The following is a 20,557-nucleotide window of genomic DNA, read 5'->3' as shown; positions in this document are numbered from 1 at the left end:
TTTTTACGGGGGCCGCTACTGCGCCTCTTATTTGTGTTGCACTAACTCGATGCTGCTACTCTACGCGCAAATCGTCAAAGTAGTAAGCTTCGTCCGTTCCGGAAAACCCAAAGTCGCCGAAGAAAACTATGCGTCGCAGGTTGTTGAGACTTTCGGCACCACTGAAATCTAACGTAACCTCTTCCCACTGGTTAGACGTCGTGGTGGTTGTAAAGATCTCGATGTTCTCGTCCGCATTATCGGTGTTTTCCATCTTAATCCTAATCTCCGCTCCAATTTTGGGTGACCAGACTTTTAGCTTCACCGTCTGACCGTTCGTAAAGTTTACCGCCTGGTCGAGATCGATGAACGAGCCGCCAAAGGTTTCGGAGCCAACCCCCTTGCGGAATTCCATCACCTTTGCGCTACCGTTACCATCGCTCACATCCGGATTGTCAATCACACTGGCACCCGCACCACCGAAAGAGGTAAAGACGTAATCTACTGATTGCTCAAAGTCTAAGGGTAGCGTTATGGCGGCCAAACCACTCGTTTGCTCAATATCGTCGTAATAGTAATTTTCATCGTTGCCACTCGTGCCGAGGTTGTAGAACAGCACGATTTTGGAGTACTCGCGAGTGAGATCTTGGTCCACAAAGTCAAACGTGATTTCTTCCCACTGGCTCGCTACGGTTGAAGTCTGCTCAAGCTCAATAAAAATATCTCCGTTAGCGGCGTTCTCCAACTTCATGGTAACGGGGGTGCCGGCCGTGGGCGACCAACTCTTGATGCGGATTTTCGTCAGGGTGCTAAAATCAATCGGCTCACCCAGTTCAATGAAGCTAGCCGCGAACACTTCGGACCCGGCGGATCTATTAAGCTGGGCTACGCGGGCGCTGGAGTTGCCATCGCTGACGTCCGGGTTGTCGATTACCGAAGCAAATCCACCGCCGAAACTGACAAATTCCGGTTCTACTTCTTCGAACGTGACGGGGAGGAGTACCGGATTGGTAATGCTGACGGTAGTGGTCGTCTCCGTCGTAGCGGTGCCACCGCTGAAGGCGACCACGCGGACTTCGTAGTTACCAACTTCATCATAAACGTGGACGATGGAGGTGTCTTCGGTAAAAAAGATCGGCTCCTCATCCTCTTCGTCACCGAAGGTTACGCTGAAATTGGCTTCCAAATCGGCCGTAGCACTTACTGCGATCCCGAAGGCGTTGCCGGGTACCCGGTCGATCGTGACGTCCAGATTTTCCGGAGCGGCGAAGCTTACCATAATTTCTTCCGTGACGGAAGTCGTTAGGCCATTGATGCCCATTGCTTCCACCGTTACCGTATAACTCCCTTCGGTATACACGTAATCAACTACGGAACCGGGCGAGACCTCCGCCAACGTGTCAACGGCGGCGTCACCAAAGTCAACTCGGAATAAAGTCACACCACGCCCGTTGGGCCGCAAAGTTACCCGCCCGGAATTATCGGGGGCAACGCTAAAATCAAGTGACAACTCACTCGGTGCGGCAACGTCACTGATGTTCGGGATGAGGTCATCGTCGTCGTCGCAGGACACGAAAGTGAATGCGAAAAGGAAAATGAATAAATGGGAAAATTTCATGTTTGATTTTATTGTGGCGCGAAGGGCGGGAGACCTATGCGGTATGTTTGCACACCAATACCTACGGTTATGTTAGTACATGGGGTTCTGCTCCCAGTTACCGTTCGAAAACTGAATCTCTTGAAAAGGAACGGGAAATACTTCGTGCTTCCCTGCCGTAAATCCGTCGATGGCACCCGCGGCCCTACCCGTTCTAACTAGATCGAAAAAGCGATGGCCCTCTCCTACGAACTCTAACCGGCGTTCCCGTAAAATGAAATCCTGTAATGCAGGACCGCTGGCGCTGATGTCATGGTCCATATCTCCGAAAGCCCGGCGACGGACTTGGTTGAGGTAATCGCGAGCTTTTCCATCCTGGCTCATTTCCATAAAAGCGAATGCCTCGGCGGCCATTAGCAGTACATCAGCGTATCTAATTGACCGGTAATTATTCGGGTTGGTCAAGACCGGGTCACCGATGTTCGCGTCGCCTTTTCTGGCGATATACTTGCGGTTATAGTACCCCGTATGCTCATTACCGATGCCGAACGTAGCGCCCGTCTCCGCAGCCCACGCGTCAATGTCGAGAATACTGACCTCCTGTCGGCTATCTCCCTGCTCAAAAGCATTGAAAGCCTCCTCGGTCGGCACGTTAAAACTGAAGCCATTATCGTACAGTGGCCCTGTGTGGTTACGAATACCATTGAAACCAACGGCAACATTTCCTTCACTGCATTGAAAACAGTCAAAAGTAGCACCCTCGGCGTCCGTGTACTGGACTTCAAAAACACTTTCAACACCGTTCTCGCCGGTAAGCTCCCAGATACTCGCGTAGTCATCCGCTAGCTGGTAACGGCCGCTGTCAATCACCCCGAGAAGAGCGGTAGCCGCCTGGGCGTATTCTTTCTGGTAGAGGTGAGCTTTGCCCAGCAGCGCGAGCGCCGCGTCCCGGCTCACCCGCCCGATGGCGGGGGCGTCCACCGCTAGGTCCGCAATGGCCAGCGTCAGGTCGGATTCGATAGCGTCGTAAACCTCGCTAACCGTCGCCCTGGGGATACTACTTTCATCACCCAGCGCAAAACGTGCGTCACTCTTCAGTGGAATGGGGCCGAACCACTTCGTCAGTTCGAAATTATAGTAAGCCCGCAGAAAACGCGCTTCGGCAACGATCTGCGCTCGTCCTTCAAATTCCGTTTTATCCTGAAATTCAATGATGAAAGTTGCCCGCTGCACTCCAGCGAACATCCAGTCCCAGATATTTTTAAGCTGTCCGTTCACCGGCGTGTGAATCATGTCGTCAATCTGCTGGATACCGGGCGCATCCGTAGCGGTTTCGCCCCCGGCCAGGGTATTGTCGGAAGCGATCTCACCGAGCATCACGTTGAGGTAGCTCGCTTGTAGTAAGTCATAAGCCGCAATCAGCGCATTGTTATAATCTGCTTCCGCATTAAAGTAATTTTCTGAATCAATGGCGTAGACGGGCGTGCGCTCGACGAAGTCATCGTCACAGGCAGTAACAACAAAGAATAAGAGTAGCGTAAGAGAAAGTACCTTGGATTTCATTTGCGTGATAGTTTGTATCGAAACTGAACTTGATCGGATGGGATTGAACTCGCTTTGCTCGTTTAGAGGCTAAGGTTGGCACCAAATAGTATGGTGCGGGCTACGGGGTAAAATCCAGAGTCAATGCCACCACCGATCGGGTCGCCACTGGATGCCCCAGGGTCAAATCCCTGGTAATTCGTAAAGGTCAATAGGTTTTGGCCGCTGACGTAGATGCGGAGGGAGGATGGGCGAGCGGCCGTCTTACGGAAGGGCATCGTGTAGCCCAGTTGGACGTTCTGTAGGCGTAAGAAGGAGGCGTCCTCGACGAAAAAATCAGAAAAAACGTTGTTTGAGGTGGCAGCGGTTGTCGCGCGGGGAATTTCCGTACTCGTTCCCGCTCCCGTCCAGCGGCCGAGGAAATAATCTGACCGGTTGACGTTGGGCAGTGCGCGCTCGTAATTCCGCACGATGTCACCACCGACGGAAGCAAAAGCATAGGCGGAGAAATCAAAGCCTTTAAAGTCCACCCGCACGTTACCACCAAAGGTGTAATCCGCAATCGGGTCACCAATATTAACGCGATCACTCTCATCGACTACACCATCTCCATTCGTATCTACGAAGCGTAAATCTCCTGGTTGCGGCCTTACTTCTAATTGTGATGCGTGTGCCTCGATCTCACTTTCATTCTGAAAAATTCCGGCCGTTTGGTAGCCAAGAAAATATCCAATTGGTTGTCCGGCTTCCATGCGTGAGGGAGATAGATCCTGCCCTACCCCAAAAGCACCACCCTCAATAAAGCCCGTTCCATTATTTACGGCCAGGACTTCGTTATCAAGTGTCGTCATGTTAACCGATACATTAAGCTTTAGATCGCTATTGAACCGCTGTTGGTAATTAATGGCTAGTTCCAATCCTTTATTCCGCACTGAACCAGCATTGACGGTTGGTGATCCAGCACCGGGGGCGGCGGTTCCCACTATACCGGAAACGGGGATGTTGGAGATCAGCAATTCATCACGTGTGTTGATGAAGTAGTCGACCGTAAAGTTGAGCCGATAGTCAAGCAGCGCGAGGTCGAATCCGGCATTGAATTTCTTCGCCTCTTCCCACTGAAGGGAAGGATTCGGCAAGGTTCCAATGGCAGTACCGTTGACCAGTAAACCATTAATTACGTACGTAGCCTCACCACTTAGGCTACCGATAAAACCATTGTTAACAATCTGATCATTACCAAGAATACCGTAGCTGACCCGGAATTTCAAGAGGTCGACCAGTCCTTCGTCCCCGAAAAAAGATTCGTCGGAGGCAATCCAGCCGGCGGTGGCGGAAGGGAAAAGTGCGGAGCGGTTTTCCGGGCCGAACTTGGTCGAAGCATCCCGGCGCAACATGGCGGTGACGAAGTAGCGGCTAAGGTAGTCGTACTGTACCCGCCCGAAGTAGGATAAGCGCCGCTCGTCGTAGCTGTAAGAACTAACGTCCCGCGCGCCCTCCGGTGACGTACCGGTCGCCAGTGAGATGTCCGCGAATTCGAAATCGTTATTCGGCACGTCAAAACCAGTGGCAAACAGACCGTTGCCAAGCTCCCGAAACAAGGTCGTTCCAACGGTCCCGGTCAGGTGGTGCGCGTCGGCGAACGTCCGCTCGTAAGTACCGAAAAGATCGAAGGTGTAATTATTATCGTTGATCGCGTTCTGGTTAACGCTGCTCCGCTGAATGTCGAAGACTTTACCGCCGTAATTAATCTGCTTATTGAAGGTCCGCCCCTCGCTGTTGGAGGTGTTGAAACCAACCCGACCGGTCAGGACTAAACCCTCAATCACATTGTAATCGAGGCCGACGATACCGTTGATCTTGTTCAGGTCATAATCGTTGAAAGTATTGGCAATTTGCGCGGCGGGGTTGATGACTTCGTTGCCGAAGCCGGCGGTGTTGGGGATCAGACTAAACTCACCGTCGGCGCGCCGGACGGGAAGCGTCGGCGGGGCGTTCAGCCCGTTAAAGAGTACCGCGCCCAATCCGTTTTCCTGCAAAGCATCGCGGTCGATGTACGTGTAAATTGCGTTGGTGGTCAACTTCAACTTGTCCGTCAGGTCGACGCCGAGGGAAAGGCGACCCGTCGCGCGGCGAAAGCCGGCCTTGTCACCACCAACGATACCATCCTGGTTGAGGTAAGAAGCACCGACGGAGTAAGTCACCCGGTCACTACCGCCGGAAGCCGTGAAATCGTGGCTTACGATCGGTGCGGTTTCGAAGACCTCATCCTGCCAGTCCGTGCCGACGCCGAGTTGGGAAGCATCGGGGAAAGGCAGCGCCTGACCGCCGGCGGCGTAGCTCTCGTTGAGTAGCAGACCGTACTCCGTTGCGTTGAGCAAGTTTAGTTTGCGGCTAGTGGATTGCGTACCGTAATACGTATTGTAGCTAAAGCTGGTGGGTGAGTTCTTCTTGCCCGTTTTGGTAGTAATGAGAATGACGCCGTTCGCTCCGATCGTTCCGTAGACGGCCGCTTGCGCATCCTTTAGTACCGTAATGGTCGCCACGTCCTGCGGGTTAATCGTGCTCAGGTCACCCTGGTAACCGTCGATAATGACGAGCGGCGCGTTCTGGCCATTCGTCGAGATACCCCGAATCCGGATGTTGAGACCCGCGCCCGGCGAACCGGACTGCGTAGTGACGTTGACGCCGGCCACCGTGCCCTGGAGAGCTTGCTCGATCTTTTGGGGTTTGAGCTCATCAATCGTTTCGGCGTCTACCGTAGAGACGGAGCCGGTCACGTTACGCTTCACCTGGGTGCCGTAGCCGATCACGACGACTTCGTCGAGCGCCTGGGCGTCCATGCCCATGGCAACGTCAATTATACCCGCAGCGGTCACTACCTCTTCCGTAGGCGCAAAACCCGTATAGGTAAAACGGAGCGTGGCGTTCAACGGAACGTTGTTCAGCGTGTAGCCACCGTCGATGTCGGTAACCGTCCCCGTAACGCCGCCCGTGCCGTCGGCACCGGTAACGACGATCACGCTGGCACCGATCAACGACTCGCCGGAAGTGGCGTCCGTGACGGTTCCTGAAACAGCAACGCCCTCCTGAGCGTGGAGACCGAAGCAGCCCAGTAAGAGGGCACAAAGTAGAAGTTTAGAACGCATGGCTGACTTTAAGTTACTAGCGGAAAGGCGGATTGATCACCACGTTTCGGGTAAAGGGAAATCGCCCTTTTTTGCCTGCCTCAAAAGTAGCAGCCGGTGTCGCAAGCGTCGGTATTTGGCACCCCTACAAAAACTCAATCGGTTACCAATTGCGCCGGATTCGGCTCAAAAGCTAGTGTTTGCGACAATCGGTTGCGCAACCAAACACCCCGGGTTCGTTAGGCTCGGAAGTACTGTAGGGGTAATGTTGGGGTGTTTTATCCGAGCTAGAGGGAAATGATGTAGTCCGCCAGGCCATCATCCCGCGTGAGTTCGAGCTTCTTACGGAGTCGGTAGCGTTTGACCTCCGCGCTGCGGGGGGAGATGTTGAGCATCGAAGCGATCTCTTTAGTACTTAGGTTTAGACGCAGGTAGGCACAGACTTTGAGGTCGCTCGGCGTCAGAGAAGGATGGCGTTCTTTAACTTTCTTGAAAAAGTCCTGATCGGCGTTTTCGAAGGCGTGCTTGAAAACGTTCCAAGTTTCGGCTTCGTCGATGTTGTCTTCGATCGTTTGCAGCACTTTGGCGACGTTATTTTCGGCGGGTCGTTTAGCCTTCAGTTCGTCTTTGATCCGTTGAAGCAATTCATTTTTTTTGACGAGGCTCATCGTTGACTGCGCCATCTCCCGTGATTTTCCCGCGACGTCTTCCCGCAATCGTTCATTGTTGAGCCGGGTCAATTCCAGTTCGGCTTCCCTTTGTTGAACCAGGATTTTACGCTGGTTCTCCTTCTCCAACAGCGCTGCTTTGCGTTCGTAGTATTGGCGATTATTTCGGTGGAACAAGTAAATGAGGAGGAGCAGGGCGCTGGCGTAGATGCAAAGCGCCCACCAAGTAGCGTACCAGGCCGGGCGCACCGAGAAAGCATACCGAACCGTGTTCTCCGAAGCGCGTCGACCAAGTAAAGACCTAGCTTCAAAGACGTATCGCCCCGCCGGCAGTTCCGAAAAGTTTGCCGTAGCCGACGGGCTTAAGGCCGACCATTCCGCCGATTGACCCAGCAACCTGTACTGATATACGGGCGTGAAGTATTTATCGTACACCGGGGCGGCCACCTCGAACCGTAAATTATGCGCTCCGTGGCGCAGGTTCGGTTCGTCGTCCAACGCCAGGTCCTTCGCTTCTTCCCCGGCAGGTAAAGCGCTTACGTTACGTAAGTGCAGCCGGTGTTGGTGGAGGGGTATGGAAGCAAGCGCCAACGATAGATAACCGTCCGCCGTCCCGATCAGCAGGGTATCTCCACCCAGGTTATAGATATTTTCGTAGCCTAGTTTGGCATCGATGAGCTCACCCGCGATTGGGATGCTGCTTCGTTTCAGGCCGTTACCCAGCACGTCGGGATGCAAAAAACTTACCCCTCTATTCGTAAAAAACCATAGCCGCCGGTCATCTACCGTCATTCTGCCCGACGTGTATTCCGCCGGGTCAAACAAATCACTCAGCACCCGCGACCGCGCAAAACCCGCTTCAAAGTTTTTCAACGCATAAATGCCCGCCCCCGAATAATAGTAGATCCGCCCGGAATAATCTACTAGCCCAGCGTTGTTTTCCTTAGCCGGCGTACCGTAGAGCCGTTCCTCGACCACCCGCCGGTAATCCGCATCCAAGCGCAATCCGTAGACGCCCCGGTATTCGTGGCTCACGTAAGCCTCCCGCTCGCCGTGGGTCGTCAGAAACCGCGCGGAATAGTTGAAGCCTTCGACGGTATTGCGCAGCGCCCAAGTATTCCCTGACTTCCGCAGTACAGCCAGGCCATTATAAGTCCCTTGTAAAAGTAAATCCGGCCGCCCTGGGATGGATACGAAATTCCAGGTGCCGCTACCCGGTGATACCAATCTCGCGTCTTCACCGTCTATCACGTAAGTCCCCCGGTCGTGCCCACAGAAGAGCGTACCGTGATGCACGAAAAGTGCCCATACCTGCGCCCGCGTCCCGTTCACGATTTGTGGCGGAGACGCTCCATTATCGTCCTGGATGAATAAGCCCTGGTTAGTCCCCAGATAAAGTCGGCCACGATGCTTGGTTGCCGCATAGACCGTGCCGATCCTGCCCGTTTGGTCCGTGTATTTCTTCACGGGTGATTGTAAGTTAACGCAGCTGATCCCATTATCCGTTCCTACCCAAAGGTTGTGCTGGTTGTCTTCGAAAAGGGAGAGCACGGTGTTGTTTGCCAGTCCGTCGACCCGGTCGAGTTGATTCACGAGCCGGCCGTCGCGGTCCGTTACGTAGAGACCGTCGGAGATCGTCCCGAACGCTACGCCCCCGTTCCTGAGCTCCGTGGCGCTATAAATTTGGTGGCCTCGGAGAAAGGGGTAACGCGCACGTTTTTCCCACTGCTCACCGACCAGTTCTACCGTTCCGTGATCGGCCGTCTGTGCGAACAAATGCCCCCGTTCTTTCCAGAGATAAACCAGCGGGTACTGATCCCCGCCCGCCGTGAGCGGCGTGGTGTTTGCTTGCCCACTGACGCGAAAGAGATTATGGTCCCCATCGGTGAAGTAGATCGCGTTGTCAACCACGAATAACCTGGTCAGGCCGTTGTTTGCCGAGAAGGGCTTCAGTTGCCCATCCGTAGGGTTATATAGCCAGTATTCATTCAGGGACTGGAAAAGCACGAGCTCGCCAAAAGCCTCGATCTTCCAGTACTGCTCATCCCCGCTGAGTTGATCGGCTACGGGGGCAGACAGACTCACGTAAGCGGGTTCGTTGCTAGCCGGGGCGTCGCGGGAATTGGATTCGGTGGGCAGGACGTAATACCCGAACTCCTGGTAGCTACCGACGTAGACCCGGTCCCCGATCACCTTTACCGACCGGAGGATGCTGCCATTCGGTGACGCGTACAAGCTCCACCGTTCTCCGTCGAACTCCAGCAAACCCCGGTTATTGGCTACGTAGATGAAGCCTCGCTCGCCCTGGCTGATCGACCAGTTCTGTGAACCGCCTTGATATACGTCGGGTGAAAAAGTCCGCGTAGGTGGCTGAGCCTGGGCCGCCAGACCGAGGCTGGCAAACACGAAGGTGAAGAAAAGGAGGATCCGCATGGGGCAACTTCAGTAACGGGAAGTTAAGTGTTAAGACTTACCCGGTGAAGCCCATGCGGAAATTCGTCCGGCGACTGACGGTTTGGCACCGGGCCGGTGGCTACAAATCAAAACCAATGTCTTCCCGAAACTGGACCCCCTCGAACTTTATTTTCCGTGCATTATCGTAGCTCTTTTCCAGTGCTTCCTGAAAAGTCTCCCCGTAACTCGTCACGGCCAGCACCCGGCCGCCATTAGTAATAGTCTCACCCGCATCGTTCGTCGTCGTCCCCGCGTGAAACACCAAGCTATCCTCAACATCTTCCAGGCCCGTAATGACCTTGCCTTTTTCGTAAGCCCCGGGGTAACCACCCGAAACCAACACGACGGTAGCGACCTGCTCGTCCTTAATCTTAACCGTGGAGCCATAAACTTCACTGTCCGTGGCTTGCAAACAGAGCTGCATGAAATCCGACTCGAGTCGGGCCATGACGGACTGCGTTTCCGGATCACCCATCCGGCAGTTGTATTCAATTACGTAGGGCTCCCCCGCTACGGAAATAAGGCCGATGAAGATGAAACCTTTGTAGTCTAGGTTTCTCGCCTGAATACCCGCCAGCGTCGGGCGGATCACGCGCTGTTCGACTTTGGCGACCATGTCGGCGTCCACGAATGGTGGGTGGCTGACGGAGCCCATGCCGCCGGTATTGGGGCCGGTGTCCCCTACCCCGCTGCGTTTGTAGTCTTTGGCAACGGGGAGCGTAATAAAGTCTTTACCATCCGTCAGCACGAAGACGGAGAACTCGATGCCGTCCAGAAAATCTTCGATGACGACTTCGCTGCCCGCCGCGCCGAACTTACCGTCGAGCATGGCTTTGAGTTCCGTTTTTGCTTCCTCCCGGTCGTCGAGGATTACGACGCCTTTGCCGGCCGCCAGACCATCTGCTTTCAGGACGATTGGGGTGGCGGAGCCGTCGAGGTACTCCAACCCAGCTTGTAGGGTTTCCCCGGTAAAAGCCCGGTAACCGGCGGTAGGGATACCAAATTCTTGCATGAAAACTTTAGCGTAAGCCTTGCTTCCTTCCAGTTGGGCGGCGGCGGCGCTCGGTCCTAAAAACCGCACCCGCGACAGCGCCTCGTCCCGCTTAAAGAAGTCCTGAATACCGCGCACGAGCGGCTCCTCCGGACCGCAGACGACCAGGCTAATGTTGTTGTCCAAAACAGCCAATTTCACCGCCCCGAAATTGTTCGGATCCACCGCCAGGTTCACGCCGTACTGCACCGTGCCGGCGTTGCCGGGAGCAATGAAAAGTCGGTGACAAAGGGGGCTTTCGGACAAGCGCCAAGCCAGGGCGTGTTCGCGGCCGCCGGCGCCGAGGAGGAGAACGTTCATATTTGTTGCGGTAAGTTCGGCGGCGAAGGTACTTACTTGGCTTTGATCTGACGGTAAGCGTGTATGGCGACGACACTGAACATTAAGGAAACTAAGGTGAGGAGAATTGGAATACTCAAGCCCTTCCCCAAACCACCCCCGATTTGGGCGGAAGTATACGCGAGATAAGCTAATATCAGGCAGATAATGATACGCAACTGCGCCAGTAATTGCAGCGTAATTGTTTGTTGGCGTACGGCGTTTTCCTCAGTGACCTCCACCAACGGCGCACTGTATTTTTGCCACGCGGGATTTGCCGCCTTCGCCAATAAATAAAACACCCCCAAATTTAAAAGCGGCAATATCCAAAGCAACCATTTGGATGCATAAGCTTCCGGCTCACCCGTTACGTCGAAGTGCAGTGGAATCGTGTCCGGCAGTTCCGTCCAAAGCATGGCCACCGTGGCGAAACTGAGGATAACGCAGGCGAGCGGAATCGTCCGGTATAACCCATTATCCATCGGATTGGGAGTGGTTAGTCGAGGATCTTCCGGAGTGTTGAGATTAGACATGCTACCTAATTGATTTGAATCACGCATGAGCTCACGTGTTGGGCGCACGATGGCGCCGGTTGAGGATTAATTGGTCGTTAGACAATTAGCGGTCTTCCCCCGTTGCGGCCACCCACCGAAAACTTGTCCGTAGACTAGTGGGGGCCGGGGCGGGTAAGCTTCCGCCGTGCCACGGCCCTACCGCGACGTGGCGACCCGCGGCGGCAAAGTTCTCGAAGGCAATTTTTTGCGTTTTCCCCTGGCAGGAAATCCGGTAAGTCGCTACGTTAGCAAGCACGCGCAGACTAACGTAAACGGTGTCGCCGACCGCAGCCACCGTTTCGCCACCAAATTTAAACCCGCCCTCCGCGTCGTTAACGTAGGCACACGCTTCGTACTGCCGGTCCGCCAACATTCGGAAGCCAACCAGGGCGCTGAGGTGGTTCTTTGGCCAAGTCGTAGGCCGCCAAAAACTGTAATAACTCACTCCGGCCGCCTTCAACCAATCTTTTGCGTCCCGACCGAGGGGAGCGGGGTCGTACCAAGCTTCGTCGGTGATCACCAGCGCCAAGTCGTAGCCGGTGCCCGCTTCGCCCCAGCCGGTGGTGTGGCCCGGCGAATAATCTTTTTTGCCTTCCCCGCAGGTGTGGGTCGTCCAGCTTTCCGCGGGGTGTACGTTGTTCTGCGCGTACGTGGGTACCGACCAGCCGGACAAGAATAATAATGAGACCAGCGCGCGGTAGAGCATGATTCGGTATTGACTAAACGTAGACGACGTGACTTTACCGTCCTTTGCTTTCTTCGTGAGAGACAAACGCTAGCGCCCGCTCGTCCATCCAGTTGTAAGGCTTGCCGCGGAGGGCGAACCCCACGTGGCCTCCCCAGGTGGGTTCTTCCAACTGGATGAGCGGGTGCGTTTTAGCGAGTTCGTGCGGTGAACAGGCGCGGGGTACGATGGGGTCGTTCGTCGCGTTGACAATTAGGACCGGGGCGGTCGTGCCGGCCAGGAAGTTACCGGAAGAAAGGTAAGCGTAGTAGTCTTCGACGTTGTCGTAGCCGCCAATGCGGGCGGAAAAGTAGTAGTCGAAGTCGCGCCAGACTTTCACTTTTTCGAGGTCCGCTAGGTCCACCCGGCCGGGAAACTGGGCTTCTTTGGCCATAATCTTGGCGAGTAGTGAGCGGCGAAATTTATTGCGGTAGATAAAATTACTGCGTCGGTCGAGGCTGTCGGCGCTGTGCTCGATGAAGACGGGCGCGGAAAAAGCTACGCCGTGGGTAACCTCCGCCGGGCGGTTCTCGCCCATCGTACCCAAATATTTGAGGGTGAGGTTACCACCCATACTGTAACCTACTAATACGATTCGGTCGTACTTCCCCGTAGCGAGGGCGTGGTTGACGGTCGTTTCCAGGTCTTCCGACTGTCCGTGGCTGTACAGTTTGTCCGTGCGGTTCATCTCACCGGAGCAGGAGCGGGAGTTCCAGGCTAACGCGTGCCAGCCGTGCGCACGAAAATAACGGGCGGCACTGGCGACATAAACGCGGCTACTGTCGCCCTCCAGCCCGTGGGAAAGGATGACGAGTTTGCGGCTATCCGGGTGATCGAGCCAGTCTAGGTCGAGAAAATCACCGTCGGGCGTGTCGATGCGTTCGCGGCGGTAGGTGATGGGCACTCGGCGGAAGAGGTTGGGGACGATCGTCTGGTAGTGAGCGCGGAGATTCATTGGGCTTTAGACTTTACGGGCTACTTCACCGTAAACGTCGTCGCGTTCGATGCGGCAGGTGGTGGCGGTGTCGTAATCGAAATCGCCATTTTCCTGGTAGTCGAAAAAGGTGGCGACGTCGCCGAGGGCGTAGGGCTGGCGCTCGTACTTGTGTACATAACGGCCTTCGTCGCCGTCTACTAGCCAGATTACGTTTTCGGGGAGTTCTTTTTGCATGGAAGAGATATTAGGCGGTAGGCTGGTAGGCGGTAGGCTGGTAGGCGGTAGGCTGGTAGGCGGTAGGCTGGTAGGCGGTTACTGTTGACGGCGTATAATCAGGTACACACACACTTTACTTATGTTTGCCATTCCCGCCTACTTTCCCTACCGCCTACCGCCTACCGCCTACCGCCTACCAATTGATCTGTACCAACTCCAGTTCTAAATTTCTAACTGTTTCATTCTCTTCCCATGCACCTCACCGCGACCCACCGTTTCTGCTGTCTGTTTGCCTGTTTCTTGATTAGCTATTCCCTCGCCGCACAGGCAGGCGCGCCCGAACTAATGGCGTACAACGAGGCGAGTTTGGCGCACCAGCGCACGGCCATGCTGACGCTCGGTGGTTGGGCGGTCGCCAACATTGGCGTGGGGTTGGCACTGCGGAATGGTAGCGAGGGAAGCACGCGCAGTTTTCACGAGATGAACGCGCTGTGGAACACCGTCAATCTGGCTATCGCGGGCTTCGGCTACTACAGTTCCGTGCAGGCCGACCCGTCCGTCTGGGATGTAATGACGAGCCTGCAGAAGCACCAGCAATTTCAAAAGGTTTTGTTGTTCAACACCGGCCTCGACGTCGGCTACGTACTGGGCGGACTTTACCTGACCGAGCGCGCCAAACGGCCCGGTGCGGATGGCGATCGGTTGAAAGGGTTTGGCAACAGTATCATGCTTCAGGGCAGCTTCTTATTTGTTTTCGACCTGGTCAATTACCTCATCGCCACCAAACTCAACGGTACGCTGCCCCTCACGCTCGGTCCGACGGCGGAAGGTTTGGGCTTACTCTATAATTTTTAGGATTGGAGACTAAGGACCACAGACCACAGACTATTAATGCGCGGTCGCGGGTGCGAGGTTTAGGGGGGAGACGGCCGGCGGATTACGGAACAACCCAAAGCCCATTTCCGCGTTCTACGGTGGATCGCTTGACGTAGTGGTAGTCGGTCCGGTGCGTCCCGCAAAACATTGCTCTTCCACGCAACGACTTTGCACCCGCGACCGCGCCTAGTTCCCTACCCGATTCCGCCGCTTTAAAATTAACCGCCCCATGACGGAGCCGGCCCCGCCGCCAACCCCGCCCGTCGTATTTTTGCCCCAGCTATGAAGAACATCCGTAATTTTTGCGTTATTGCCCACATCGACCACGGCAAGTCAACCCTCTCCGACCGTTTGTTGGACTTTACCCAGTCCGTCGGTGAACGGGAGAAGATGGACCAGCAGCTCGACGACATGGACCTCGAGCGCGAGCGCGGAATCACGATCAAGAGCCACGCCATCCAGATGCACTACAAGCATTTGGACGACACGCAGTACGTCTTCAACATGATCGACACGCCCGGCCACGTGGACTTTTCCTACGAAGTGAGCCGTTCGATTGCCGCCTGCGAAGGCGCACTCTTGCTCGTCGACGCTACGCAGGGCATCCAGGCCCAGACGATCTCCAACCTTTTCCTGGCCCTGGAGCACGACCTGGAAATCATCCCCGTTCTCAACAAGGTCGACATGGAGACGGCCCGCATCGAAGAAATGGCCGACCAGATGATGGAACTGACCGGTTGCAACCGTGAGGACATCATCGAGGCCAGTGGCAAGACCGGCATCGGCGTGCAGGACATCATGACGGCCGTCGTCGAACGCGTCCCCGCCCCCAAAGGAGACCCCGAGGCGCCCCTCCAGGCCCTGATCTTCGACTCCGTATTCAACCCCTTCCGCGGCGTGATCGCTTACGTTCGGATCATGAACGGTACCCTCCGCAAGGGCGACGACGTGAAATTCATCGCTACCGGCGCGGAATACGAAGCCAACGAAGTCGGCGCGATGGAGATCAACCCCAAGCCCCAGCAAACCGTGCCCTGCGGTAGCGTCGGCTACGTGATTACCGGCGTCAAAAACAGCTCCGAGATTAAAGTCGGCGATACGATCACGACCAGCGACAACCCGGCCAAGATGCTTTCCGGTTTCGAAGAAGTTAAGCCGATGGTTTTTGCCGGCATTTTCCCGCTGGACAACGACGATTTCGAGCCCCTGCGGGATAGCCTGGAGAAGCTCCAGCTCAACGACGCTTCGCTCATTTTCGAGCCGGAGACTTCCGCCGCCCTCGGCTACGGTTTCCGTTGTGGCTTCCTCGGGATGCTGCATTTGGAGATCGTCCAGGAACGTCTCTTCCGGGAGTTTGGCATGGACGTGATCACGACCGTCCCCAACGTCACCTACCGCGTGACCGATACGAAAGGCGTGGTCACCGAAATCCGTAACCCGGCGGAACTACCCGAGCAGAACAACCGCCAGCGGGTAGAAGAACCCATGATTTACGCACAGATCATCACGACGACCGAGTACATCGGTACGATCATGAACCTGTGCATCGACAAGCGCGGTACGCTCACTAAGCAGACCTACCTTAGCCCTGAGCGCGTCGAGCTGCACTTCGAGATGCCGCTCGCCGAGATCGTTTTTGATTTCTACGACCGCCTCAAGTCCGTTACCCGCGGCTACGCCAGTTTCGACTACCAGCCGAAGGACTACCAGGATACCGACTTGGTCAAGATGGACATCAAACTAAACGGCGAACAAGTAGACGCGCTTTCCGCCCTCGTGCACCGCAGCAAGGCTTCGTACGTCGGCCGTGGTATGTGTAAGAAGCTCCGCGAATTGTTGCCCCGCCAGCAGTTCATGATTGCCATTCAAGCCGCCATCGGCGCGAAGGTAATTGCCCGGGAAACACTCTCGGCCATGCGCAAAGACGTGACGGCCAAGTGTTACGGTGGCGACATCAGCCGGAAGCGGAAGCTCCTCGATAAGCAGAAGGCCGGTAAGCGTAAGATGCGGCAGTTCGGTAAGGTGGAAGTGCCCCAGAAGGCATTTCTGGAGTGTCTGAAACTGGATTAAACACAGGTCTCCAAGGTTGCCGGTCAGAGCGGCGGTGCATCCTCAATGCTCGGTCCGTTGACGTTGACTTCCCGCACGACGTAGAAGATGCCAAGGCCCATGAAGAGTAACGGAAGCAACAAGCCGACCAGAAAATCTTCACGCACCGTCGCATCACTCGTCACGTATTCGAACGTATCGGATACGGAGAGGCCGTAATCGCGCGTCTCCGCCGCCACGGTCAGGAAGCTAGCCACGACGATGAGTACCAAGTTAACGGCAATCAGTACTGGCTTAGTAAGCAGTCCCATTTTACCGTTGAGTTTACCGTAGCCAATCCACGATAAATAGACGATAGCCATCGCCAGGAAAGCGGTGATGTAGCCCGTAAAGTAAGCGAGCGCCACCCAGCCGATCACCCCGATCATTCCGCCCAAAAAGGCGCCGACGGCGCCCGACAGGTAACCGGATTCTTCGAAAGAGCGTTGCTCCCGATCCGTATCCAACCGGTGCCGCATCGTCTGAGCTTCCTCCTTCGGCAGGACGGTGCCCGCCCCCTCGAACACGTAATGGCCGAAGCTACCGTCCGGCGTCCGTGCAAAGTGTGGTTGTACGCCGTTGGCGGCAAAGGTCTCCCCGGCGGCCTCCAACGCGGCTCGGATAACCTCTGGCTTAGTGGTCCGGATACTTTCCGTGAATAGTAGCACGATGGCATCGCTGTTTACGGTTAACGTGCTGTATTTTAATTCTTTTTTCCGGGATTCTATTGATGCCAGCACCGCATTTTGCTGGTCTTCCGTCATCTCCTCCGCCTGCACGAAAATGGTTTTGTTACCGGTGCTGTCCACTTTGCCATCGTGGAAAATATTAGTCTGGTAGCCGGCGTAGACGCCGAACACGGAAGAAGTACCCCGGTGAAAGCCCAAGTTTCTGCCTAGCTCACTGAGTTTCGTTTCAATCATGCGTAAGTATATTTTTCTCCTTTTATGCGTAGCAAATATCCAATTTACCAAGCAAATTAAGGTAACCGCTTAAAATAGGTTAATCGATCGCTGCCAATCCGGGTGGTGTCGATAAGATGGTTATGGTGAATTTCGGGTGCTGCCAATCCGTCGCCCAATGCGTTTGGCCCGGTGAACACACGTGCCTCGTCCCAGAGGTCATGCCGAATGAAGGCATTCAGCAGCCCCGCCCCACCCTCCACGGTCACGTTGGCAAGACGTCGTTTGGCTAAGTCACGTAGGATGAATTCAATCGTTGCGAGTTTCAGATCAGCGGGGATAATTACGACCGTTGCTTCCGAATTCTTCGGTAACGATTTGGGCGCGAGAGAGGTGTACAGTATCGGAGCTACCGGGCCACGAAACACGCGTTCCTGCCCCGTGATGCGGCCCCTTGGGTCGATAATGATCGGCACGGGGTCTGGCCCGGGCCACAGGCGGGTAGTCAGTGAAGGATCGTCTTCGATTACCGTGCGGGCGCCAACGATTATACCCGTCTCGCTCGATCGCCAGCGGTGGACTAACCGTCGGCTAATCGGGTTGGTAATCCAGTAAGCAGCCTTCCGGTCGGCGGGCCGGAGGAAGCCATCGGCGGACTGCGCGAATTTGAGCGTTACGTAAGGTCGCCCGGTCGTGACCAACGTGTGCCGAAAAAGGTAGGGCGCGGTCCCGATTGCCATCGGGAGTGCCAGGACATTACGGGGCATACTCGCCACGAAATCCGGATACTCCCGGACGGTGACGCCCGCCGCACGCAGCAGGGCGAGACTCGCGCCGTCGACGCCCGGCGTGCTGTCGCGCTGGGCGACGACGACCGTCCTGATGCCGTGCTGCAGAATTAGGGTGGAGCAGGCCCCCGTTTTACCGATGATGCAGCAGGGTTCGAGACTTACGTAGAGGGTAGCGTCGGGAATGCGGTGACGGTCCGCCGCTTTCACACTTTTCAAACAATTTACTTCGGCGTGGGCTTGCCCTCCCTGGCGGTGATAACCTTCTCCGATTATTGTATCATTCACAACTAAAACGCTACCTACCCGTGGCGAATCGAGCACCTTTCCGCTGGCTAAAAGTGCTAATTGCACCGTTCGTGACAAGTATTTATGGTCCGTATCCATACTGATAGTGTGCTCTTTAAGCGATTATGGGCAACATTTCATACAAATTGTAATCGGATTCAATCCTGACTAAGCAAAAACCATGAGGTTTTTAGCCAACAATACCTTTACATTTACATTCAACGTTGTGAAACAGCGTCAACCGGGTTTTTACCCGGGGCCTTTCGTCGCTGTTTGTTTGTGATTATTGTACTTTAAATCATTTTGTAATGAAAGAACTTTTACTCAAGAACTCGACGGAGCGAGCGTTGATTGACGAGCAAGTTTACGAAGAGCTACTCCAGGACCAACACCTAACCGAGGTAAATTTTTTCGCAAATTTGCGCCTTCACTCCTCCCACTGCGTCGTGTTTCAGAAAACGCACCCCCGCCGCGACGGCACTCAGGGTTACCGCACCGAAACCATCTACCTGCACAAGCTCATCGCGGAGCGCTACCTAAGTAACCAACGCGACGCTAAGGCGAACCTCGTTGGCTGCCAAAACGGAAACAAACTTGATTGCCGCATCGAGAACTTAGAATATCGGTCGCGCGCCGAGGCTAGCCGCAAGCGCAAGTCCAGCTCCAAGCTGGGCTACACCGGTGTCTACCGAGAAAATAACCGCTACCGCGCGGTCATCTCGAAGAACCGGAAGAGCATCCACATTGGCATGTTCGCCACCGTGGAGGAGGCAGCACTTGCTTACAACCGCAAGTCCGTCGAGCTCTACGGCAAGGCGGGTAAATTAAACGTGATCCGCCCACACGCCGCGCCGACCGAGAATGATGAGTCAAACGTGAAAGCGATTAACCATTCGGAACAATCCCGTGCTGGAACCGCCGTCTTTCCCCGTTTCATGAAGCGGCTTTAGACTGATGAGGTCTGAGGAGTAGTTCAACGCACTTTACTTACAACTTCACGCCACGGGTCATTTCCCGCTTTCCGGGGGGACCCGGCAGTGGTTCGACGCGGAAGCCAATATCGCGTAAGTCGCGCTTCACCTGCCCTTTTGCGCAGTAGGTTACGAAAATCCCGCCCGTCGCCAGCACATCGTAGCAAATTTTTAGTGCTTTCGGCGTCCACAACTCGGGCTGGCTGGCGGGCGCGAACGCGTCATAGTAAATGAGGTCGAATTTTCCGCCCTGCCATCCCTCTGGTGGACCGCTGAGAAAATCTGACCGTGACTTAGCCAAAGAAAAGTTCGGGACGGAGGGATGAGAATGGAGCTCACCGTCATCAGACAATGAATGCAAACTGACGAACGTCGCCGGCGGTTTCGCTAGTTGCTCCGCGTAATTGAGGGTTTGCGCGTCCAGTAACGGGATGGGATACTTCTCGAAACTGCAGTATTCAAAGCTAAGGTCAGGCCGCTCCTCAGCGTACAACAGCGTGAGGTAAGCGTTCAGACCGGTACCAAAACCTAACTCGAGGATGTTGATCTTGTCAGCATTAGTTTGGGCCAACCGCGCTTTAAGCCCCATTTCGATGAAAACGTGGCGGCTTTCCTGAATGGCACCGTGGCGGCTATGGTACGCCACGGCAAAGCGATGACTCAGCAAACTGTGACTGCCGTCATCCGTGACGAATAACTCATTTTCGGGATTGAGATTCTCCGCCATTTGTTTACGCGGCTTTCTTAACGTCGGCGACATTAATGTCCAGGTGAGAGGCGTTGTGAACGCAAACACCATTTTTAATAAATAGTGCCTGGGGGGACTCGTGACGCACGCCAAATTCGTCCGCAATAAAATTGCTGACGGGGCGGTAACGAATCAGGTCCAGATAGTAAGTTTCGACTTGTGTATCTGCTAAATCCCAGCTAGACTCCAAGCGGCGCATGGCCATGGAAGAGATGGGGCAACGGGTACTGTGCTTAAGGATGAAGCAGGGAACAGTTTTACTGCGCTCGATAATGGCTTCCACGTCGTGGACGGTGGTGATGGGTTGCCAGGTAATGTTCATGTATCAACGTTTGGCGATCTTAACCACCGGGGCCCGGGGATGGTTGATGCTAACAGCAGGAGATAACGACGGTTAGCAAAGTCTCCAATAACTCTGCGGTAGCATCACCCAAACTAAAATTAGTGGGGCAACCAAACCCACGGTTACAGGAAGTGAGGCCAATGGTGGAGATGCCCGCAACGGCGCGCGCGGGCCGACGGAAATACTTAAGAAAATTCATTTATACGAGTTTGTGTTGTTCAGAATACTTAAAAGGAAGACATACGTTGTTTAACGCCGTAAAGATACCTTTTAGCGTACTATAAATTACGTTTTATCTTGATATATTATTTTTTGTCCCATAAATAAAGGAACGCCGCGGCAAATGACCGCGACGCTCGTGATGGAAAGAAACTAGACTCACCTTAAT

Annotated in this window: 17 protein-coding genes; 3 read left to right on the top strand and 14 right to left on the bottom strand. The window is 54.9% G+C overall.

What is annotated here, in order from left to right; all coding sequences use genetic code 11:
• Positions 1 to 55 precede the first annotated feature (55 nt).
• The 9 genes from GGR27_RS08555 to GGR27_RS08515 form a co-directional block, all read right to left on the bottom strand.
• Complete coding sequence (locus GGR27_RS08555; protein ID WP_168037002.1) at positions 56 to 1,597, bottom strand: PKD domain-containing protein; 1,542 nt, start codon at positions 1,595 to 1,597, stop codon at positions 56 to 58.
• Positions 1,598 to 1,669: 72 nt separating this feature from the next.
• Complete coding sequence (locus tag GGR27_RS08550) at positions 1,670 to 3,139, bottom strand: RagB/SusD family nutrient uptake outer membrane protein (protein WP_168037001.1); 1,470 nt, start codon at positions 3,137 to 3,139, stop codon at positions 1,670 to 1,672.
• A gap of 62 nt (positions 3,140 to 3,201) precedes the next feature.
• Positions 3,202 to 6,264 (bottom strand): SusC/RagA family TonB-linked outer membrane protein, encoded by a 3,063-nt coding sequence (locus GGR27_RS08545; RefSeq protein WP_168037000.1) that lies wholly within the window; start codon positions 6,262 to 6,264, stop codon positions 3,202 to 3,204.
• Between the two features lie 266 nt (positions 6,265 to 6,530).
• Positions 6,531 to 9,344, bottom strand: coding sequence for a two-component regulator propeller domain-containing protein (locus GGR27_RS08540; protein WP_168036999.1), 2,814 nt, complete (start codon positions 9,342 to 9,344; stop codon positions 6,531 to 6,533).
• A gap of 100 nt (positions 9,345 to 9,444) precedes the next feature.
• A complete protein-coding gene (gene purD, locus GGR27_RS08535) occupies positions 9,445 to 10,716 on the bottom strand; it encodes a phosphoribosylamine--glycine ligase (RefSeq protein WP_168036998.1) in 1,272 nt (423 codons plus the stop codon).
• A gap of 32 nt (positions 10,717 to 10,748) precedes the next feature.
• Positions 10,749 to 11,267: a DUF1648 domain-containing protein gene (locus GGR27_RS08530; protein ID WP_168036997.1), complete on the bottom strand. Its 519-nt coding sequence runs from the start codon at positions 11,265 to 11,267 to the stop codon at positions 10,749 to 10,751.
• Between the two features lie 85 nt (positions 11,268 to 11,352).
• Positions 11,353 to 11,994, bottom strand: coding sequence for a hypothetical protein (locus tag GGR27_RS08525; protein WP_168036996.1), 642 nt, complete (start codon positions 11,992 to 11,994; stop codon positions 11,353 to 11,355).
• A gap of 34 nt (positions 11,995 to 12,028) precedes the next feature.
• Positions 12,029 to 12,967, bottom strand: coding sequence for a YheT family hydrolase (locus GGR27_RS08520; protein ID WP_168036995.1), 939 nt, complete (start codon positions 12,965 to 12,967; stop codon positions 12,029 to 12,031).
• Positions 12,968 to 12,973: 6 nt separating this feature from the next.
• On the bottom strand, positions 12,974 to 13,183 hold the full coding sequence (locus GGR27_RS08515; protein WP_168036994.1) for a hypothetical protein: 210 nt from the start codon (positions 13,181 to 13,183) through the stop codon (positions 12,974 to 12,976).
• A 234-nt stretch (positions 13,184 to 13,417) separates the two neighbouring features.
• Here GGR27_RS08515 and GGR27_RS08510 point away from each other — a divergent pair, with 234 nt between their 5' ends.
• Together GGR27_RS08510 and lepA are read left to right on the top strand one after the other, a co-directional pair.
• Positions 13,418 to 14,020, top strand: coding sequence for a DUF6992 family protein (locus GGR27_RS08510; RefSeq protein WP_168036993.1), 603 nt, complete (start codon positions 13,418 to 13,420; stop codon positions 14,018 to 14,020).
• Positions 14,021 to 14,323: 303 nt separating this feature from the next.
• Complete coding sequence (gene lepA, locus GGR27_RS08505) at positions 14,324 to 16,111, top strand: translation elongation factor 4 (protein ID WP_168036992.1); 1,788 nt, start codon at positions 14,324 to 14,326, stop codon at positions 16,109 to 16,111.
• A gap of 23 nt (positions 16,112 to 16,134) precedes the next feature.
• Here lepA and GGR27_RS08500 read toward each other — a convergent pair whose 3' ends face one another.
• On the bottom strand, positions 16,135 to 17,052 hold the full coding sequence (locus tag GGR27_RS08500) for a hypothetical protein (protein ID WP_168036991.1): 918 nt from the start codon (positions 17,050 to 17,052) through the stop codon (positions 16,135 to 16,137).
• 56 nt (positions 17,053 to 17,108) lie between these two features.
• Entirely contained in the window at positions 17,109 to 18,206 is a 1,098-nt protein-coding gene (ribD, locus tag GGR27_RS08495; protein WP_168036990.1) for a bifunctional diaminohydroxyphosphoribosylaminopyrimidine deaminase/5-amino-6-(5-phosphoribosylamino)uracil reductase RibD, read from the bottom strand.
• A 209-nt stretch (positions 18,207 to 18,415) separates the two neighbouring features.
• On the opposite strand from ribD, the gene GGR27_RS08490 reads away from it, so the two are divergent.
• Positions 18,416 to 19,057 carry an AP2/ERF family transcription factor gene (locus tag GGR27_RS08490; protein WP_168036989.1) on the top strand — a complete coding sequence of 214 codons (642 nt, stop codon included), beginning with the start codon at positions 18,416 to 18,418 and terminating at the stop codon, positions 19,055 to 19,057.
• Positions 19,058 to 19,094: 37 nt separating this feature from the next.
• Here GGR27_RS08490 and mnmD read toward each other — a convergent pair whose 3' ends face one another.
• From mnmD to GGR27_RS08475, 3 genes are read right to left on the bottom strand one after another with little or no spacing between them, the layout of a single operon-like run.
• On the bottom strand, positions 19,095 to 19,805 hold the full coding sequence (mnmD, locus tag GGR27_RS08485) for a tRNA (5-methylaminomethyl-2-thiouridine)(34)-methyltransferase MnmD (protein ID WP_168036988.1): 711 nt from the start codon (positions 19,803 to 19,805) through the stop codon (positions 19,095 to 19,097).
• A gap of 4 nt (positions 19,806 to 19,809) precedes the next feature.
• Positions 19,810 to 20,148: a bacillithiol system redox-active protein YtxJ gene (gene ytxJ / locus GGR27_RS08480; RefSeq protein WP_209037902.1), complete on the bottom strand. Its 339-nt coding sequence runs from the start codon at positions 20,146 to 20,148 to the stop codon at positions 19,810 to 19,812.
• 49 nt (positions 20,149 to 20,197) lie between these two features.
• Entirely contained in the window at positions 20,198 to 20,368 is a 171-nt protein-coding gene (locus tag GGR27_RS08475; protein ID WP_168036987.1) for a hypothetical protein, read from the bottom strand.
• Positions 20,369 to 20,557: the final 189 nt, after the last annotated feature.

The sequence above is a fragment of the Neolewinella antarctica genome (assembly GCF_011927835.1).
Lineage (GTDB): Bacteria > Bacteroidota > Bacteroidia > Chitinophagales > Saprospiraceae > Neolewinella > Neolewinella antarctica.
The sequence above is the reverse complement of the archived record's forward strand: the minus strand, read 5'-3'. Positions and strand labels throughout refer to the sequence as shown.

What these genes read in the sequence shown, in the direction of transcription:
- GGR27_RS08545 (WP_168037000.1), bottom strand. Translation starts at nt 6,264, where the DNA reads ATGCGTTCTAAACTTCTACTTTGTGCCCTCTTACTGGGCTGCTTCGGT.
- GGR27_RS08550 (WP_168037001.1), bottom strand. Translation starts at nt 3,139, where the DNA reads ATGAAATCCAAGGTACTTTCTCTTACGCTACTCTTATTCTTTGTTGTT.
- GGR27_RS08510 (WP_168036993.1), top strand. Translation starts at nt 13,418, where the DNA reads ATGCACCTCACCGCGACCCACCGTTTCTGCTGTCTGTTTGCCTGTTTC.
- purD (WP_168036998.1), bottom strand. Translation starts at nt 10,716, where the DNA reads ATGAACGTTCTCCTCCTCGGCGCCGGCGGCCGCGAACACGCCCTGGCT.
- GGR27_RS08520 (WP_168036995.1), bottom strand. Translation starts at nt 12,967, where the DNA reads ATGAATCTCCGCGCTCACTACCAGACGATCGTCCCCAACCTCTTCCGC.
- GGR27_RS08525 (WP_168036996.1), bottom strand. Translation starts at nt 11,994, where the DNA reads ATGCTCTACCGCGCGCTGGTCTCATTATTATTCTTGTCCGGCTGGTCG.
- GGR27_RS08475 (WP_168036987.1), bottom strand. Translation starts at nt 20,368, where the DNA reads ATGAATTTTCTTAAGTATTTCCGTCGGCCCGCGCGCGCCGTTGCGGGC.
- GGR27_RS08530 (WP_168036997.1), bottom strand. Translation starts at nt 11,267, where the DNA reads ATGTCTAATCTCAACACTCCGGAAGATCCTCGACTAACCACTCCCAAT.
- ribD (WP_168036990.1), bottom strand. Translation starts at nt 18,206, where the DNA reads ATGGATACGGACCATAAATACTTGTCACGAACGGTGCAATTAGCACTT.
- ytxJ (WP_209037902.1), bottom strand. Translation starts at nt 20,148, where the DNA reads ATGAACATTACCTGGCAACCCATCACCACCGTCCACGACGTGGAAGCC.
- mnmD (WP_168036988.1), bottom strand. Translation starts at nt 19,805, where the DNA reads ATGGCGGAGAATCTCAATCCCGAAAATGAGTTATTCGTCACGGATGAC.
- GGR27_RS08500 (WP_168036991.1), bottom strand. Translation starts at nt 17,052, where the DNA reads ATGATTGAAACGAAACTCAGTGAGCTAGGCAGAAACTTGGGCTTTCAC.
- lepA (WP_168036992.1), top strand. Translation starts at nt 14,324, where the DNA reads ATGAAGAACATCCGTAATTTTTGCGTTATTGCCCACATCGACCACGGC.
- GGR27_RS08540 (WP_168036999.1), bottom strand. Translation starts at nt 9,344, where the DNA reads ATGCGGATCCTCCTTTTCTTCACCTTCGTGTTTGCCAGCCTCGGTCTG.
- GGR27_RS08515 (WP_168036994.1), bottom strand. Translation starts at nt 13,183, where the DNA reads ATGCAAAAAGAACTCCCCGAAAACGTAATCTGGCTAGTAGACGGCGAC.
- GGR27_RS08555 (WP_168037002.1), bottom strand. Translation starts at nt 1,597, where the DNA reads ATGAAATTTTCCCATTTATTCATTTTCCTTTTCGCATTCACTTTCGTG.
- GGR27_RS08490 (WP_168036989.1), top strand. Translation starts at nt 18,416, where the DNA reads ATGAAAGAACTTTTACTCAAGAACTCGACGGAGCGAGCGTTGATTGAC.